This is a genomic window from Bacteroides faecis MAJ27, assembly GCF_900106755.1.
GTDB classification, from domain to species: Bacteria; Bacteroidota; Bacteroidia; order Bacteroidales; family Bacteroidaceae; genus Bacteroides; species Bacteroides faecis.
The window spans coordinates 313262-329953 of record NZ_FNNN01000002.1 but is presented as its reverse complement, the minus strand read 5'-3'; the positions used below and the strand labels follow the sequence as shown (position 1 = coordinate 329953).

10 protein-coding genes are annotated in these 16692 nt (G+C 46.5%); 8 read left to right on the top strand and 2 right to left on the bottom strand.

From position 1 onward, the window contains the following. Positions 1 to 1200 (bottom strand): multidrug effflux MFS transporter, encoded by a 1200-nt coding sequence (locus BLW31_RS03285; protein ID WP_010539142.1) that lies wholly within the window; start codon positions 1198 to 1200, stop codon positions 1 to 3. A gap of 438 nt (positions 1201 to 1638) precedes the next feature. Between BLW31_RS03285 and BLW31_RS03280 the strand changes: the two genes are divergently transcribed. From BLW31_RS03280 to BLW31_RS03255, 7 genes are all read left to right on the top strand, one after another. Beyond that, positions 1639 to 2958: a TolC family protein gene (locus tag BLW31_RS03280; protein ID WP_029425684.1), complete on the top strand. Its 1320-nt coding sequence runs from the start codon at positions 1639 to 1641 to the stop codon at positions 2956 to 2958. A gap of 59 nt (positions 2959 to 3017) precedes the next feature. Continuing rightward, positions 3018 to 4052, top strand: a complete 1035-nt coding sequence (locus BLW31_RS03275) for an HlyD family secretion protein (RefSeq protein ID WP_010539144.1) — start codon at positions 3018 to 3020, stop codon at positions 4050 to 4052. 3 nt (positions 4053 to 4055) lie between these two features. Beyond that, positions 4056 to 5669: a hypothetical protein gene (locus BLW31_RS03270; protein ID WP_010539145.1), complete on the top strand. Its 1614-nt coding sequence runs from the start codon at positions 4056 to 4058 to the stop codon at positions 5667 to 5669. A 282-nt stretch (positions 5670 to 5951) separates the two neighbouring features. After that, positions 5952 to 8243, top strand: a complete 2292-nt coding sequence (locus BLW31_RS03265) for an NADP-dependent malic enzyme (RefSeq protein ID WP_010539146.1) — start codon at positions 5952 to 5954, stop codon at positions 8241 to 8243. Beyond that, entirely contained in the window at positions 8240 to 8416 is a 177-nt protein-coding gene (locus tag BLW31_RS23965) for a hypothetical protein (RefSeq protein WP_010539147.1), read from the top strand. Before BLW31_RS03265 ends, BLW31_RS23965 begins: the two co-directional genes overlap by 4 nt. 164 nt (positions 8417 to 8580) lie before the next feature. Then, positions 8581 to 9915 carry an NADP-specific glutamate dehydrogenase gene (locus tag BLW31_RS03260; RefSeq protein WP_010539148.1) on the top strand — a complete coding sequence of 445 codons (1335 nt, stop codon included), beginning with the start codon at positions 8581 to 8583 and terminating at the stop codon, positions 9913 to 9915. Positions 9916 to 10340: 425 nt separating this feature from the next. Then, entirely contained in the window at positions 10341 to 11801 is a 1461-nt protein-coding gene (locus BLW31_RS03255) for a catalase (RefSeq protein ID WP_010539149.1), read from the top strand. A gap of 126 nt (positions 11802 to 11927) precedes the next feature. Here BLW31_RS03255 and BLW31_RS03250 read toward each other — a convergent pair whose 3' ends face one another. After that, positions 11928 to 14900 carry a PEP/pyruvate-binding domain-containing protein gene (locus BLW31_RS03250; protein WP_010539150.1) on the bottom strand — a complete coding sequence of 991 codons (2973 nt, stop codon included), beginning with the start codon at positions 14898 to 14900 and terminating at the stop codon, positions 11928 to 11930. Positions 14901 to 15261: 361 nt separating this feature from the next. Here BLW31_RS03250 and gdhA point away from each other — a divergent pair, with 361 nt between their 5' ends. Next, positions 15262 to 16599 carry an NADP-specific glutamate dehydrogenase gene (gene gdhA / locus BLW31_RS03245; protein WP_010539151.1) on the top strand — a complete coding sequence of 446 codons (1338 nt, stop codon included), beginning with the start codon at positions 15262 to 15264 and terminating at the stop codon, positions 16597 to 16599. The last annotated feature ends 93 nt before the right edge of the window (positions 16600 to 16692 follow it).

Genomic DNA, 16692 nt, shown 5'->3' with positions numbered 1-16692 from the left:
TTAAGTACGGCATACCGCAACCTTCAACGCTGTTCGTTTCACTGCCCACAATGCACACAGCAGTGAACAAACAGCACAAACCACAAAAGTTACTCCGGTAGACAGGAGGATATCTCCCAGTCCGACCAATGGAGAAACGATGCCTCCGGATGCGAAACAGAGTGCACCCAGCAAAGCGGAAGCAGCTCCTGCATATCTGCGTTCGCAATCCATCGCCAGAGTGGTAGAGGCTGTGAAAGTCAGTCCCATCATAAAGAGCAATGCAAACATAAGCAGTTCGTACGTCCAAAAGCCACAGCCGCTATAGAGTGCCGCCATCTGAAGGATCGCAAACACCAGCATACCAATGCATCCGGTCAGTGTTCCATTCTCGGTCCGGCGGAATTTCACTGATATGGCGGCAGCCACTCCGATAGCCACAGCATTCACGGCAAAGCAGATGCTGAAGGCAAAAGGAGAAAACCCGTAATGTTGCTGGATGATAAAAGGAGAAGAGGCGATATAGGCAAACAGGATGCCCTGCGCAAAAGCCAGCTGAAGTACATAGAGCATATAACGACGGTTATGAACAATGATGCCGAAACTCCGGAAAGTAGCAAAGACACCCGTCTTGGAACGTTTCTCAGTGGGCAAGGACTCCTTAAAGCGGATACATCCGATACCCAGCAAAATCCCGATGAACAGCAGAATCATAAAAATACCCTGCCAGCCTACGCTTCCTGTCAACAATCCTCCGATGACCGGAGCAGCCACAGGAGCCACTCCATTGATCGCTCCGATCACAGCCAGCATTTTAGCCAGTTCCTTTCCCGAAAACTTATCGGTGGCTACCGAACGGGAAATCACAATTCCCCCCGCCCCTGCTACACCTTGTATCAGCCGTAAAGTGACAAACGAATAAATATCCGGTGCAAAAAGACAAAGCAGCGTGGACACAATAAACAGCACCATCGAAACTAATAATAACGGGCGCCTGCCATATTTATCACTCAGCGGACCAAAAAAGATTTGTCCCAGTGCCAGCCCGATCATACTGGTTGTCAGTCCCATCTGAACCATCGGCAAACTGGCAGAAAAATAGTCTGCCATGGCCGGCAGACTAGGTAAATACATATCCGTCACAAAAGGACCGAATGCCGATAACATGCCCAACAGTGTCAGCAAAAACACTTTTGAGTTCTCTTTATTTATTGCAGTCATAATCTATTGTTTTTTATTCCGGGGGCAAAGGTAGATGATTCCCGGTATCTTTCTACAAACATAATGCGAACAAAACCGGACCTTTTCAGAACACTTTTATGTTTTTCGTCCGTCTCTTCCCCCAATCATATCTTTCCGCACAATCGTTAAAAAACATTATATTTACATATATACAGCGTTACAACTTACCTGATATTTTTCATAATTTTGCAAAACGAAAAACAGAAAACAGGTATCAAGATGAAACTAAGATATTATCAAATAGCCATTCGTTATAAGAATAAAATGCATGATTTCCACGGTTGGGGTGTATCTGCACAGATTTGATAATTCTCATAAAACTACTCGCCACGACGCGAAACGATAATTCCTTCTCAGGGAGTCACGTGATATAGGAGCGTATATTTACCATTATCAACTAAATTTCTTTTTCACTTTATGAGCAAAAAAAGATGGCTCATAGTGCCGCTATGCGCAGCACTGTGCAGCCAGGGAGTGTTTGCCCAAACGTCTGGCAGGAAAGTTTTGGGCATTAATGAAATGTTCCGTCTGGCAGACGAGAACAGTCAGAGTATTCAAACGTATAAAACGGGAAAAGAAACGGCGGATGAAGCATTGAAAGCCGCCAAGTCCCAACGACTGCCGGACATCGGAGCTTCGCTCTCGTTCAGCTATCTGGGCGACGGATATCTGTGGGACCGTGACTTTAAAAACGGACAGAACATTCCCATGCCTCACTTCGGCAACAACTTTGCCTTGGAAGCCCAACAGGTCATTTACGCGGGCGGAGCTATCAACAGCAGCATCACTCTGGCGGAACTCGGACAACAGATGGCTACATTGGACTGGCAGAAAAATCGTCAGGAGATACGTTTTCTTCTGACCGGTTACTATCTGGATTTATACAAGCTGAACAATCAGATTCAAGTATTACAGAAAAACCTTGATCTGACGGAGCAAGTGATTCACAACATGGAAGCCAGACGTACGCAAGGAACGGCTCTAAAAAATGATATCACCCGCTATGAACTCCAGAAAGAAACGCTGAAGCTACAACTCGCCAAAGTGCAGGATGCCTGCAAGATTATAAACCACCAATTGGTGACTACCCTCCACCTGCCAGCCGGCACAGAAATAGTCCCCGACTCTACATTGCTGGACGAAGAAGTCAAGGCACTGGCGGAAAATGACTGGCAACTGCTGGCTACCCAAAGCAATGTAGGTTTGCAACAGGCACAACTGGCCATTCAGATGAACAAGCAGAAAGTGAAGCTGGAACGCTCGGAGCTTCTTCCTAAAATAGCGCTCGTAGCCGGAGAACATCTGGACGGACCCATTACTATCGAAGTTCCCGTACTGGACAATAACTTCAACTACTGGTATGTGGGAGTCGGGATAAAATACAACCTTTCTTCGTTGTTCAAAAACAATAAAAAGGTGCGTCAGGCAAAACTGAATATGCGAAAAGCACAGGAAGAGTATTCATTGGCACAAGAGCAGATAGAAAACAGCGTGCAGGCTAATTACGTCAATTTCCTGACCTCATTCACCGACCTCCGCACTCAGGAAAAAAGTGTGGAACTGGCCAATCAGAACTACAACGTGACCAGCAACCGCTACAAAAATGACCTGGCCCTGCTCACCGATATGCTCGATGCAAGCAACATGAAGTTGAGTGCCGACCTGGGACTGGTCAACGCGCGTATCAACGTAGTCTACAGTTACTACAAGATGAAATACATTACTCATACACTTTAAAGAAACATCTCGTCAGAGAATAATTCAGTCAAATTCAACCCCTTAAAAACAGACTCATCATGATTGCAAGAAAAGCTCAAAAGCTGATATACAATATTCTTATTCTTTGCTTCCTCACCGGAGGTATCATTTATGTTTGTTCCCGATTCATCCATCTGGGAAATATCGAATATACCGACAATGCACAGGTGAAACAACACATCACCCCGATCAACACCCGTGTACCGGGATTCATCAAGAAGATATGTTTCGCAGAGTATCAGCAGGTACGCAAAGGCGATACGCTCGTCATCATCGAAGATACCGAATTCCGCCTCCGGGTGGCTCAGGCGGAAGCAGACCTTGCCAATGCAACCGCAGGACGGCAAGCCACCACCATAGGAATCGCCACCACCCAGAACAATCTGAGTGTGAACGACGCAAGTATCGAAGAGGTACGCGTACAAATGGAGAACGCCAGACGAGAACTGAACCGTTTCGAGAAGTTGCTACAAGAAGATGCAGTGACCAAACAACAATATGACAACGTACACACCGCTTACGAAGCCGCCAAAGCACGCTACGAGCAAGTATCCCGTGCCAAGCAGTCAACGTCTCTGGTCAAGAGCGAGCAGACTCATCGACTGGGACAGAATGAAGCAGGTGTCCGTGTGGCGGAAGCGGCATTAGAACTTGCCCGCCTGAATCTTTCGTATACCGTAATCACCGCTCCATGTGACGGTACCACCGGAAAGAAAGCGATTCTGGAAGGACAACTGGTTCAGCCCGGACAAACAATGGTCGACATTGTAGACAGCCGCGACCTGTGGGTGATAGCCAACTACCGCGAAACACAACTCTCCAACATCAGAGAAGGTGCCGAAGTGGAGATGACGGCAGATGCAGTGCCCGACGTCACTTTTCGGGGGAGTGTAGAATCTATTTCCGACGCGACAGGGGCAGCCTTCTCTATGATACCGCAAGACAATGCTACCGGCAACTTTGTCAAAGTGGAACAGCGTATTCCGGTCCGTATCAGTCTGAAAGGAAACAAACCGGAAGACTTGAAACGCTTGCGTGCCGGTTTTAACATAGAATGTGAGGTAAAATATTAACGTATGGGAGCACCTGTTTTAAATGGTCCTTTCGTGATGCCGATGTTCCGCAGCTTTGTGCCGCGGAAGATGCAACCGTGGATCTATCTCTTCATCGCCGTCACCTTCCAGCTTTCGGGAGGAGTATATTTGGGGGCATTGAACCATATGATCAGCGGCATGGCAGTGATGCGCGAGGATATCCTGATGTGTATGTACGCCAATCTGGCAGGAATGGCAATCTACTTCCCTCTGTTGTTCCGTATGAAGTTCCGTTTTACCAACAAGACACTGCTTACGTCCGCTGCACTGGGAGTGCTACTCTGCAACCTGATAGCGCCGCACATCACTTTCCTTCCGCTGTTGTGGCTGATATGCTTCATCGAAGGAATGTGCAAGATTCAGGGAACTTTCGAATGTATGTCCAACATTCAGTTATGGATGACGCCCAAGCGTGATTTCACAGTTTTCTTTCCGTGGCTTCATATCGTCATTCTCGGCAGTATCCAGTTGTCCGACCTGATCACGACCTATCTAATGTTTCATTATCACTGGACTTACATGAACCTGTTCATCGCAGGACTGATGCTGATCGTTCTACTGATACAAACCACTTGTATCAAGCATTTCCGGTTCATGCGCAAGTTTCCGCTGTTCGGCATCGACTGGCTGGGCGGAGCACTTTGGGCCGCCTTACTTGCCGAAATCGCTTTTCTCTTTAATTACGGCGACTGGTACGACTGGTGGAACAGTCCGGTGATCCGTCAACTGACGATAGCTATCCTGATCACTCTGGGATTCTGCATCTGGCGGATGATGACCATCCGCCATCCCTTTCTCGAACCTAAAATGTGGACTTATCGCCATTACTGGCCTTTGCTGGGACTGGTCACGCTGGTGGAAGCGTTTCTGGCAACCGAGCATGTGCTGGAAGAGGTCTTCTACGAAGAAGTAATGAAGTATGAAGAACTGGTAAGCGTACAGCTAAATTGGTTCGCCATCATCGGGATCGTAGCCGGTTGCGTATTCTCCTATTGGTGGATGCATATCAAACGGTATAACTATGTACGTCTCGTCATCGTCGGATTCATCGGACTGACCGGTTATCTGGTAGGATTTTATCTGACGCTTTCCACCGACATACATATTTCACAACTCTACCTGCCGACCATCTGCCGTGGCTTCGCTTATGCCGTATTGAGCGCCACCTTTATGGTGTGCCTGGAAGAGATCATGACTTTCCAGCATTTCTTTCAGGGGTTAGGTGTGTTCAACATGCTCCACATGGTAATCGGAGGCGTACTGGGCGGCGCAGTCTATGCACAAGGACTGGCTTACTACGTCCCGGATAATCTGGCACGTTACGGATCGGCAATCGATCACGTGTCGTTCAGCAGCAATCCGTTCAATCTCGGTCATTACATGGAAGAATTTATCAGTCAGATGATGGAAGTCAGTATCAAACAGATTTATGGATGGGTGGCTTATGCCTGCATCTTCCTGTTTCTGCTGTTGCTACTTTATGATTTCCCGGTCCGCCGTTCGCTGAAGAGCATGCCGAGCTGGAAAGACGTGGCGCGTGAAGTGAAAAACACATTCTGGCGCACCACACATACACCGCCCGGAAAAAAGGAATAACTATTATTACCTTCTCAAAATAACGATCATATATATAAGGAGTACAGATGGGCGGATAGCATCTTGTACTCCTTTATATTATAGCAGAAAATAACCTGCGGCTTATAGCACTTCCCTCCCGCCATCCGCCGGAAAACAAACTATTTCCGTAACGTTTGTTTGTGCAGAATCAGTCATTTTGCTATAAAATTAATAGAATTTATCATCTAAAGACTACAATGTATAACTTTTATTCCTACATTTGCAGCCAAATGATAACTTATTAATAAAAATACCAATACCATGGCTAAAATAACCAAAGAAGCCGCTTTGCTCTACCATTCACAGGGCAAACCCGGTAAGATCGAGGTAGTTCCTACCAAACCTTACAGTACACAAACCGATTTATCACTTGCATACTCTCCCGGTGTGGCAGAGCCTTGCCTCGAAATAGAGAAAAACCCGCAAGACGCTTATAAATACACGGCAAAAGGCAATCTGGTAGCTGTCATTTCGAACGGTACAGCCGTACTCGGACTGGGTGATATAGGCGCACTGAGCGGCAAACCGGTGATGGAAGGCAAAGGACTGCTTTTCAAAATCTACGCAGGTATCGACGTATTCGACATCGAAGTGGACGAAAAAGACCCTGAGAAATTCATCGCTGCCGTAAAAGCAATCGCCCCTACTTTCGGTGGAATCAATCTGGAAGACATCAAGGCTCCCGAATGTTTTGAAATCGAACGCCGGCTGAAAGAAGAACTCGACATCCCTGTGATGCACGATGACCAGCACGGAACCGCTATCATCTCCAGTGCCGGACTGGTAAATGCCCTGCAAGTAGCCGGAAAGAAAATCGAAGATGTAAAAATCGTTGTTAACGGTGCCGGAGCATCTGCCGTATCTTGTACTAAATTATATGTATCGCTGGGGGCACGTCTCGAAAACATCGTCATGCTGGACAGCAAAGGCGTTATCAGCAAGACACGTACCGACCTCAACGAACAGAAGAGATATTTTGCCACAGACCGCACGGATATCCACACGCTGGAAGAAGCAATCAAAGGCGCAGACGTATTCCTCGGCCTGTCCAAAGGCAACGTACTGAGCCAGGATATGGTGCGCAGCATGGCTCCGATGCCGATCGTCTTCGCACTGGCAAACCCCGATCCGGAAATTACTTACGAAAAAGCAATGAACGCCCGCCCCGACGTACTGATGGCCACCGGACGTTCCGACTATCCCAACCAGATCAACAACGTGATCGGATTCCCGTACATCTTCCGTGGCGCACTCGACACGCACGCGAAAGCAATCAACGAAGAAATGAAAATCGCAGCAGTACACGCCATCGCCAACCTGGCCAAACAGCCTGTACCCGATGTAGTAAACGCAGCATATCATGTGAATAACCTCTCTTTCGGTCCGGAATACTTCATCCCGAAACCGGTAGACCCGCGCCTCATCACCGAAGTTTCCTGTGCCGTAGCGAGAGCAGCCATGGAAAGCGGAGTGGCACGCACGGAAATCAAAGACTGGGACGCTTACTGCGTACACTTGCGCGAACTGATGGGATACGAATCCAAACTGACCCGCCAGCTTTATGACACTGCCCGCCGCAGCCCGCAACGTGTCGTATTTGCCGAAGGTATCCACCCCAACATGCTGAAAGCTGCCGTCGAAGCGAAAGCCGAAGGCATCTGCCACCCTATCTTGTTAGGAAACGACGAAGCAATCGGTAAACTTGCCGAAGAACTCGACCTGAGTCTGGAAGGCATCGAAATCGTCAACCTCCGTCATCCGGACGAATCGGAACGCCGCGAACGCTACTCACGTATCCTTGCGGAAAAACGTGCCCGCGAAGGCTTTACTTACGAAGAAGCCAACGACAAGATGTTCGAACGCAACTACTTCGGTATGATGATGGTAGAAACCGGAGACGCAGACGCATTTATCACCGGACTTTATACAAGATACAGCAATACCATCAAAGTGGCCAAAGAAGTAATCGGCATCCAGCCCGGATTCAACCACTTCGGAACGATGCACATTCTTAACTCCAAGAAAGGTACTTACTTCTTGGCAGATACCTTAATCAATCGTCACCCGGATACGGAAACCCTGATCGACATCGCCAAGCTGGCTGACAAGACGGTACGTTTCTTCAACCATACACCGGTCATCTCGATGCTGTCGTACTCCAACTTCGGTGCCGATACTTCCGGCAGTCCTGTCAAAGTGCACGGAGCAGTAAGCTACATGCAGAAGGAATATCCCGAACTGGCCATCGACGGTGAAATGCAGGTGAACTTTGCCATGAACCGCGAACTCCGCGACGCCAAGTATCCGTTCACCCGCCTGAAAGGTAAAGACGTGAATACGCTGATCTTCCCGAACCTGAGCTCCGCCAATGCCGGATACAAACTGCTACAGGCCATGGACCCCGATACAGAATTTATCGGCCCTATCCAGATGGGACTGAACAAGCCTATTCATTTCACTGACTTTGAAAGCTCAGTCCGCGACATCGTGAACATCACAGCCGTAGCCGTGATTGACGCTATCGTTGACAAGAAGAAAAAGGAAAGCAAATGAGAAGACCGCTATCAAAATCACAAATAGTTTGCGTCAGCCTGCTTTGGCTGGCGCTTTGCTATTTAGTTCTGACAAAAGCCGAACGTATTGACGGTATGACGATAGTAATGCTTGTCATTTCGGCAGCATTAGTCTTTATTCCCGTCTATAAGTCGATAAAAAAGAATAAATAAATATCTTTTTTCCGAGTTTTAATGCAATAAAATATCAAATTTGATGTTTTATTGCATTTTTCTTTATAAAATGTTTGCTAGTTCAATTTTTATCTTTACTTTTGCAACCGCATAAAAGAAATAGATAATCGAAATTTAATCAACCAATAAAAGAAAAAAAGATTATGAATGCAGCAAAGGTATTAGACGATCTGAAAAGAAGGTTCCCCAATGAACCAGAGTATCATCAGGCAGTAGAGGAAGTACTTTCTACTATTGAAGAAGAATACAACAAACACCCGGAATTTGATAAAGTAAACTTAATCGAACGCCTGTGTATCCCTGATAGAGTATTTCAGTTCCGTGTAACTTGGATGGACGACAAAGGTAATATTCAGACCAACATGGGCTACCGTGTTCAGCACAACAACGCTATCGGCCCGTACAAAGGCGGTATCCGTTTCCACGCATCTGTAAACCTTTCAATCCTGAAATTCCTTGCCTTTGAGCAGACATTCAAAAACTCACTGACTACACTGCCGATGGGTGGTGGTAAAGGTGGTTCCGACTTCTCTCCACGTGGTAAGTCAAACGCTGAAGTAATGCGCTTCGTACAGGCATTCATGCTGGAACTGTGGCGTCACATCGGTCCCGAAACTGACGTACCTGCCGGTGACATCGGTGTTGGTGGCCGCGAAGTAGGATTCATGTTCGGTATGTACAAGAAGCTGGCTCACGAATTTACCGGAACATTCACTGGTAAAGGCCGTGAATTCGGTGGTTCACTGATTCGTCCGGAAGCTACCGGCTACGGTAACATCTACTTCCTGATGGAAATGCTGAAAACCAAAGGTACTGACCTGAAAGGTAAAGTATGTCTCGTTTCCGGTTCGGGTAACGTAGCTCAATATACCATCGAAAAAGTGATCGAACTGGGCGGTAAAGTAGTAACTTGCTCCGACTCTGACGGTTACATCTACGATCCGGACGGTATCGACCGCGAAAAACTGGATTACATCATGGAACTGAAGAATCTGTACCGTGGACGTATCCGTGAATACGCAGAGAAATACGGCTGCAAATATGTAGAAGGAGCTAAACCTTGGGGTGAAAAATGCGATATCGCACTGCCTTCTGCCACTCAGAACGAATTGAACGGCGACCACGCCCGTCAGTTGGTAGCAAACGGCTGTATGGCTGTATCTGAAGGTGCAAACATGCCTTCTACTCCGGAAGCTATCAAAGTATTCCAGGACGCTAAGATTCTGTACGCTCCGGGTAAAGCTGCTAACGCTGGTGGTGTATCTGTATCAGGTCTTGAAATGACTCAGAACTCTATCAAACTGAGCTGGAGCGCTGAAGAAGTAGACGAAAAGCTGAAGAGCATCATGAAGAATATCCACGAAGCCTGCGTTCAGTATGGTACTGAAGCCGACGGATATGTAAACTATGTGAAAGGTGCTAACGTAGCCGGATTCATGAAGGTGGCGAAAGCTATGATGGCTCAAGGTATCGTATAATCAGCAAAATATAAGAAAGCTATAGTCATTTTTTAAGATAAAGGCTCCCGCCTTCCGAAAGGAAGAGCGGGAGTTTTTTCATACCCCAATGCAGACAGTGGAAAAACAAGTAGAAGAGTGCAGGAAAGCATGTAGAAGAGTGCGGGAAAGCATATAGAAGAGCAGACGGCAGGAAGTACTTCATCTCTATGGATGATGTAGAAGAAAGAAGTGAATGAAGTACTCGGTCCGGGTGAAAGATGTACTTGAAAAAAAATATCGGAGACTTTAAAGATTATTCATAGTTATTTTCTATCTTTATATAGAAAATATCAGTTTGACAAGCAAGCAAAATCGATCTATCTTTGTTACATATTATAAACCCGGATAAAAGAATAAAGAGACTTCGGTTTATTTAAACTTTTCCTCCGACTAACATCTATTTTATGGAAGAAAAAAAACTAACTGCCGCGAATGGTCGTCCCATTGCCGACAATCAGAATTCGCAAACCGCAGGTCAACGCGGACCTGTCATGTTACAAGATCCATGGCTTATCGAAAAGCTTGCTCATTTTGATCGTGAAGTAATTCCGGAAAGACGTATGCATGCCAAAGGCTCGGGAGCTTTCGGAACATTTACCGTTACGCATGACATCACGAAGTACACCCGTGCAGCTATCTTTAGCGAAGTCGGAAAGCAAACAGAATGTTTCGTCCGTTTTTCTACCGTAGCCGGAGAGCGCGGAGCAGCAGATGCCGAACGCGATATCCGTGGTTTTGCAATGAAATTCTACACCGAAGAAGGTAACTGGGATTTAGTCGGTAACAATACCCCCGTGTTTTTCTTACGTGACCCCCTCAAATTCCCCGATTTGAATCATGCCATCAAACGCGACCCTAAAACAAACATGCGCAGTCCCAACAGCAACTGGGATTTCTGGACGCTTCTACCCGAAGCCTTACATCAGGTAACTATCACCATGAGTCCTCGCGGTATCCCTTATTCTTACCGCCACATGCACGGATTCGGAAGTCATACATACAGCTTTATCAATGCGGACAACCAACGTATCTGGGTAAAATTCCACCTGCGTACAATGCAGGGAATCAAAAATCTGACCGATCAGGAAGCGGAAGCTATCATTGCCAAAGACCGTGAATCTCATCAACGCGACCTTTTTGAAAGCATCGAAAAGGGAGACTATCCGAAATGGCTGTTCCAGATTCAGCTGATGACGGAAGAGGAAGCGGACAATTACCGCATCAATCCGTTCGACCTGACCAAAGTATGGCCACACAAAGACTTCCCGCTACAAGACGTGGGTATTCTGGAACTGAACCGTAATCCGGAAAACTATTTCGCAGATGTAGAGCAAGCCGCTTTCAACCCTATCAATACCGTAGATGGCATCGGATTCTCACCAGACAAGATGTTACAGGGACGTCTGTTCTCTTACGGTGACGCGCAGCGTTACCGCCTCGGAGTAAATTCGGAACAGATCCCGGTGAATAAACCCCGCTGTCCTTTCCACGCTTACCACCGCGACGGAGCGATGCGTGTAGACGGCAACTACGGCGCAGCCAAAGGCTACGAACCCAACAGCTACGGAGAATGGAAAGACTCTCCTCATATGAAAGAACCGCCTCTCAAAGTAACAGGCGAGATTTACAATTACAATGAACGCGAATATGATGATGACTATTATAGCCAGCCGGGTGACCTGTTCCGACTGATGCCGGCAGACGAACAGCAACTGTTGTTTGAAAACACAGCCCGTGCCATGGGTGATTCGGAACTATTCATCAAACAACGCCACACACGCAACTGCTACAAGGCAGATCCGGCATACGGTGCCGGAGTTGCCAAAGCATTAGGCATTAATCTGCAAGAAGCCTTGAAAGAATAAAAGAACAGTATATCGTTTGTAAAAGAAAGAGCATGTTTCCATGAGGATTCATGCTCTTTTTTTCGGAAAGACAGTAACCAGTTGAATATCAACAGAATAATTTCCATTTTTATTTCTTTTAAAGAATCAGTCAATCCCCGGCATCAGAACAACGCCGAGCTTCTTCTTACCATCCATCTTGACTACCATCGGCTTTTCAAAACGGACGTGACGCAGGAATTTCGTTTCTTCTACGGCAGGCTGTGCATTGAGGAAGTCCTGATTGTAAACTCCGTCATTCATAAAGGCATTGATTGTGAAATACCCCACCCCGAACGAAGTAAGATTCTGGAAGAAGTGAGTTCCCTGACTCGGGTCTACCCGATAATTGGTCAAACCGGCTTCCACTATCACGCGGGCTGCAGAGATATGCGGCCACTTCACCGGAATGCCCAGCCATGTGTCGCTACTGCCCCAGCGTCCCGGACCTACAAGCACGTAGTTCCTTCCTGCATTGAGAAATTGCAGGTTCATCTTCTCTATTTCCCAAGCGATAGCCTGGTTATTCGAAGCACTGTATCCGTCCGTCTTGACGTAGACAATATCGTAAATATCGTTCATGACACCATGCCCCAATGAATTGTTGGAGCGAAGAATCGTATCTTCATCCGGTATCAGCGTCAAATCTTCGTCCAGCATTTCTTTGCTGTCTACAATCGGACGAATCTGTAACAGGTAGAACGTTCCCGTCTTATCCTGTTCGCGGCTCAGAGTAGCGGCAAACTCAATCTCTACCGGACGCCTCATTTCCTGTTCACCGTACTTCAAAACCAGTTGCAGGATACGTGCCAACGGGAAGACATCGTGTTGCAGGATATTGGCAAACGTTATCACCTTGCGTCCACCGGGATACAAACCATCACGAATAACCTGGTCATACGGGTCGTAGGTAGAAGCGATGTAACGTAACGAGCCGTCATTTTCCGCTTCCTTCACGTGAAGTTTCAACAGATTAAAGCCGTCGTCGATAGAGAAATCATGCCCTGCATTTTTCAAGTCCAAAGCGTAGAAACGGGTCTGCGTTTCCTTCAGAGCGATTTCCATTTCACTGGTCTGCAGCACCTGATTCGGGTGATAAGGAGAGAAACGAAGTGTCATCCCCCCGTCTACAATATATTTTCCTAGTCCAAGAGCCAGATTCACTGTACCTTCTTCCGCTTTTTCATCTCCTAACGGATAATAATTGAGCGAACGTGCCACGCCCGACATCGATGGATAGTAACGGTCTCCATATTGATTCCCCACGACCTCCTGCAAGATGACTGCCATCTTTTCCTGGTCTATCACATTCGACGTAGCCTGCATATAGGCTTTACTGTCTCTGAAATAAACCGACGCATAAACCCCTTTGATCGCATCGGAAAGCATACGGAGCATTTCATACCGATCGTCCAGATAAGGAATCATATACGTATTGTAAATTCCGGCAAACGGTTGATAATGCGAATCTTCCAGCAAAGAAGAAGAACGAATGGCAATCGGTGATTTCACCACATCGAAGAAGGTGAAGAAGTCCTCTACCAGCCGGTCAGGCAATTTCGCTTTCAGGAAATATCTTAGGATCGTATCATCGTCGGCATCCGAAAGAGCAATCTGATAGAGATTGTTAGTCTCCATAAACTCGTCAAAAACGTCGGTACACAGTACCACCGTCTTAGGAATGGCTACTCTCGCATTTTCAAACTCCTCAAATTCGGGATACCGCTTCACCATGTTATCAATGAAAGCAAGACCACGCCCTTTTCCTCCCAGCGAACCATCACCGATACGGGCAAAGTTGGAGTAACGGTCGAAACGGTCACGTTTGAAGACGGCAACCACTCCTTGATTTTTCATCTTCCGGTATTTCACAATGGCCTCAAAGATAATCCGGCGGTGTGCATCTACATCTTGAAGACTGGTCCATGTGATCGGCTTCAGAAACTCGGCTACCGGGAACATAGCACGCGAATAGAGCCAGCGCGACACGTGATTCCGGCTGATATGATACAAGAAGGACTCGGCAGGCACGGCAAACAGGATATTCTGCAGCTCTTTCAGATTCCGCACCCGGGCGATCTCCTCTCCTGTCTCCGGATTGCGGAACACAAAGTCACCGAAACCGAAGTTATCGGAAACGATACGCCGCAGGTCAACGTCCATCTTTTTAGAGTTCTTGTCGATAAAGCTGGCACCGTATTTAGCGGCATACGAGGAGTTCTCCGATTCGGAAGACTGGATAATCAACGGCACGAACGGATCGTTCTTACGAATGGCGGTGCAAAGCTTGATACCTGCCAGACCGTCTTTCTCGCCCCGTTCCACTTTCGGGAAACGGACGTCGGTAATGACTCCTAATATATTATTCTGATATTTGCCATAGATTTCCATCGCCTCCTGATACGTACGGGCGAGAACGATTTTAGGACGTCCCCGCATACGAAGCGTGCGCTGATGCGCATTCAGGGCTTCGGTAGAAAACTCCTGACTCTGCTTCAACACGAATTTATAAAGGTTCGGAAGAATGGAAGAATAGAACCGGATGCCGTCTTCCACTAAAAGAATCATCTGCACACCCACTTCCTGCACATCGTGTTCGAGGTTCATCTTATCCTCCATCAGTTTGATAATAGAAACCAGCAGGTCCGTATTGCCCAGCCAGCAGAACACGTATTCAAATGCACTCAGATCTTCGTTGATAATCCGCTTTGTGATACCATGACTGAAAGGGGTCAGGATAACGATAGGAATATGTTCATATTTCTCTTTGATATGCCGCCCGATATCAAAACTGTCATTATCTCCCGTACTCGGCATACAGATCACCAGATCGAAAGACATATTTTCCAGTTGCGCCAATGCCTCCTCCTCCGTTGATACCTGCGAGAAACGGGGCGGATAACGAAGTGATAAAGAAGTATATTCATTGAATATCTTTTCGTCAATGCGTCCGTCATCTTCCAGCATGAAAGCATCATACGGGTTAGCAATCAGAAGAACATTGAAAATTCGCCGTGTCATCAGATTAGCGAATTGCGTATCTTTGAAGTAAAGCTGGTTTAATTTATATTTGCTGAGCATAGTTACTTTCCTTTTTTATTCCATCATGAAATTATTCACAGTACTATCTACTTGATATTTACTTTGCAAAGTTAATTTTTTAAATCTCATTTTCTACCATCTTCTTTATAAAGTTTATTGGTTTATCGCTTATTATTTTGTAGATTTGTAAGTCTCCATTTTACTTTAAAGCGACTTTATTCACGTGAATAAGTAACTTTAAAGTGGATAAGACAGATATGTTGTTCGACAGAAAAACTATCATTTTATCATTATTTAATCAAAATATAGACAAGAAATCATTCACATTTGAAAAGTTTTCCTATATTTGCAATGCAACAAGCTTACATTTTATCAGAATAACCTTTTAAACTATAATATCATGAACATCCAGAAAATCATGTCCTCTTTGGAGGCAAAGCACCCCGGTGAATTAGAGTATCTTCAGGCAGTGAAAGAAGTTCTTCTTTCAATCGAAGATATATACAATCAGCATCCCGAATTTGAAAAAGCCAAGATCATCGAAAGACTGGTAGAGCCTGATCGTATCTTCACTTTCCGTGTCACTTGGGTAGACGACAGAGGGGAAGTTCAGACCAATCTCGGTTATCGTGTACAATTCAACAACGCTATCGGTCCGTACAAAGGCGGTATCCGTTTCCATGCTTCCGTCAACCTTTCTATTTTGAAATTCCTCGGCTTCGAGCAGACATTCAAGAATGCACTGACTACGCTTCCTATGGGTGGCGGTAAAGGCGGTTCGGACTTCTCCCCCCGTGGCAAAAGCAATGCGGAAATCATGCGTTTCTGCCAGGCATTTATGTTGGAATTGTGGCGCCACTTGGGTCCGGATATGGATGTACCTGCCGGTGATATCGGTGTAGGCGGTCGCGAAGTAGGTTATATGTTCGGTATGTACAAGAAGCTGACCCGTGAGTTTACGGGAACATTCACCGGAAAAGGACTTGAATTCGGCGGTTCGCTGATTCGTCCGGAAGCCACCGGTTTCGGCGGTTTGTACTTCGTTCACCAAATGTTGCAGGCAAAAAATATCGATATTAAAGGCAAGACAGTGGCGATCTCCGGTTTCGGTAACGTAGCTTGGGGTGCTGCTACCAAAGCAACCGAATTGGGTGCCAAAGTAATCACCATCTCCGGACCGGACGGATACATTTACGACCCGGACGGCATCAGCGGAGAAAAGATAGATTACATGCTCGAACTTCGCGCTTCGGGCAATGACATTGTTGCTCCTTACGCTGAAAAGTATCCGGGTGCGACCTTCGTAGAAGGCAAACGTCCATGGGAAGTAAAGGCAGATATAGCACTTCCTTGCGCTACTCAGAACGAATTAAATGGAGAAGATGCACAAAATCTCATAAAAAATAACGTTCTTTGCATTGGAGAAATTTCCAACATGGGATGTACGCCGGAAGCGATCGACTTGTTTATCGAAAAGAAAGTAATGTATGCTCCGGGTAAAGCAGTCAACGCCGGTGGTGTTGCTACTTCCGGTCTGGAAATGTCTCAGAATGCCATGCACCTGAGTTGGAGTGCTGCCGAAGTGGACGAAAAACTTCACGCTATCATGCACGGTATCCATGCACAATGCGTGAAATACGGCACAGAATCCGATGGATATATCAATTATGTGAAGGGAGCTAACATTGCCGGCTTCATGAAAGTAGCTCACGCAATGATGGGACAAGGCGTTATTTAAAAGAGACTTTGTTTAGTTGTATTTGTATTTGTGGTTTGCGCTGCTCGCCTCCTGTGACAGGACGCGGGTAGCGCTATTTTTTTGAGATTAACA

What these genes read in the sequence shown, in the direction of transcription:
- BLW31_RS03285 (WP_010539142.1), bottom strand. Translation starts at nt 1,200, where the DNA reads ATGACTGCAATAAATAAAGAGAACTCAAAAGTGTTTTTGCTGACACTG.
- BLW31_RS03280 (WP_029425684.1), top strand. Translation starts at nt 1,639, where the DNA reads ATGAGCAAAAAAAGATGGCTCATAGTGCCGCTATGCGCAGCACTGTGC.
- BLW31_RS03275 (WP_010539144.1), top strand. Translation starts at nt 3,018, where the DNA reads ATGATTGCAAGAAAAGCTCAAAAGCTGATATACAATATTCTTATTCTT.
- BLW31_RS03270 (WP_010539145.1), top strand. Translation starts at nt 4,056, where the DNA reads ATGGGAGCACCTGTTTTAAATGGTCCTTTCGTGATGCCGATGTTCCGC.
- BLW31_RS03265 (WP_010539146.1), top strand. Translation starts at nt 5,952, where the DNA reads ATGGCTAAAATAACCAAAGAAGCCGCTTTGCTCTACCATTCACAGGGC.
- BLW31_RS23965 (WP_010539147.1), top strand. Translation starts at nt 8,240, where the DNA reads ATGAGAAGACCGCTATCAAAATCACAAATAGTTTGCGTCAGCCTGCTT.
- BLW31_RS03260 (WP_010539148.1), top strand. Translation starts at nt 8,581, where the DNA reads ATGAATGCAGCAAAGGTATTAGACGATCTGAAAAGAAGGTTCCCCAAT.
- BLW31_RS03255 (WP_010539149.1), top strand. Translation starts at nt 10,341, where the DNA reads ATGGAAGAAAAAAAACTAACTGCCGCGAATGGTCGTCCCATTGCCGAC.
- BLW31_RS03250 (WP_010539150.1), bottom strand. Translation starts at nt 14,900, where the DNA reads ATGCTCAGCAAATATAAATTAAACCAGCTTTACTTCAAAGATACGCAA.
- gdhA (WP_010539151.1), top strand. Translation starts at nt 15,262, where the DNA reads ATGAACATCCAGAAAATCATGTCCTCTTTGGAGGCAAAGCACCCCGGT.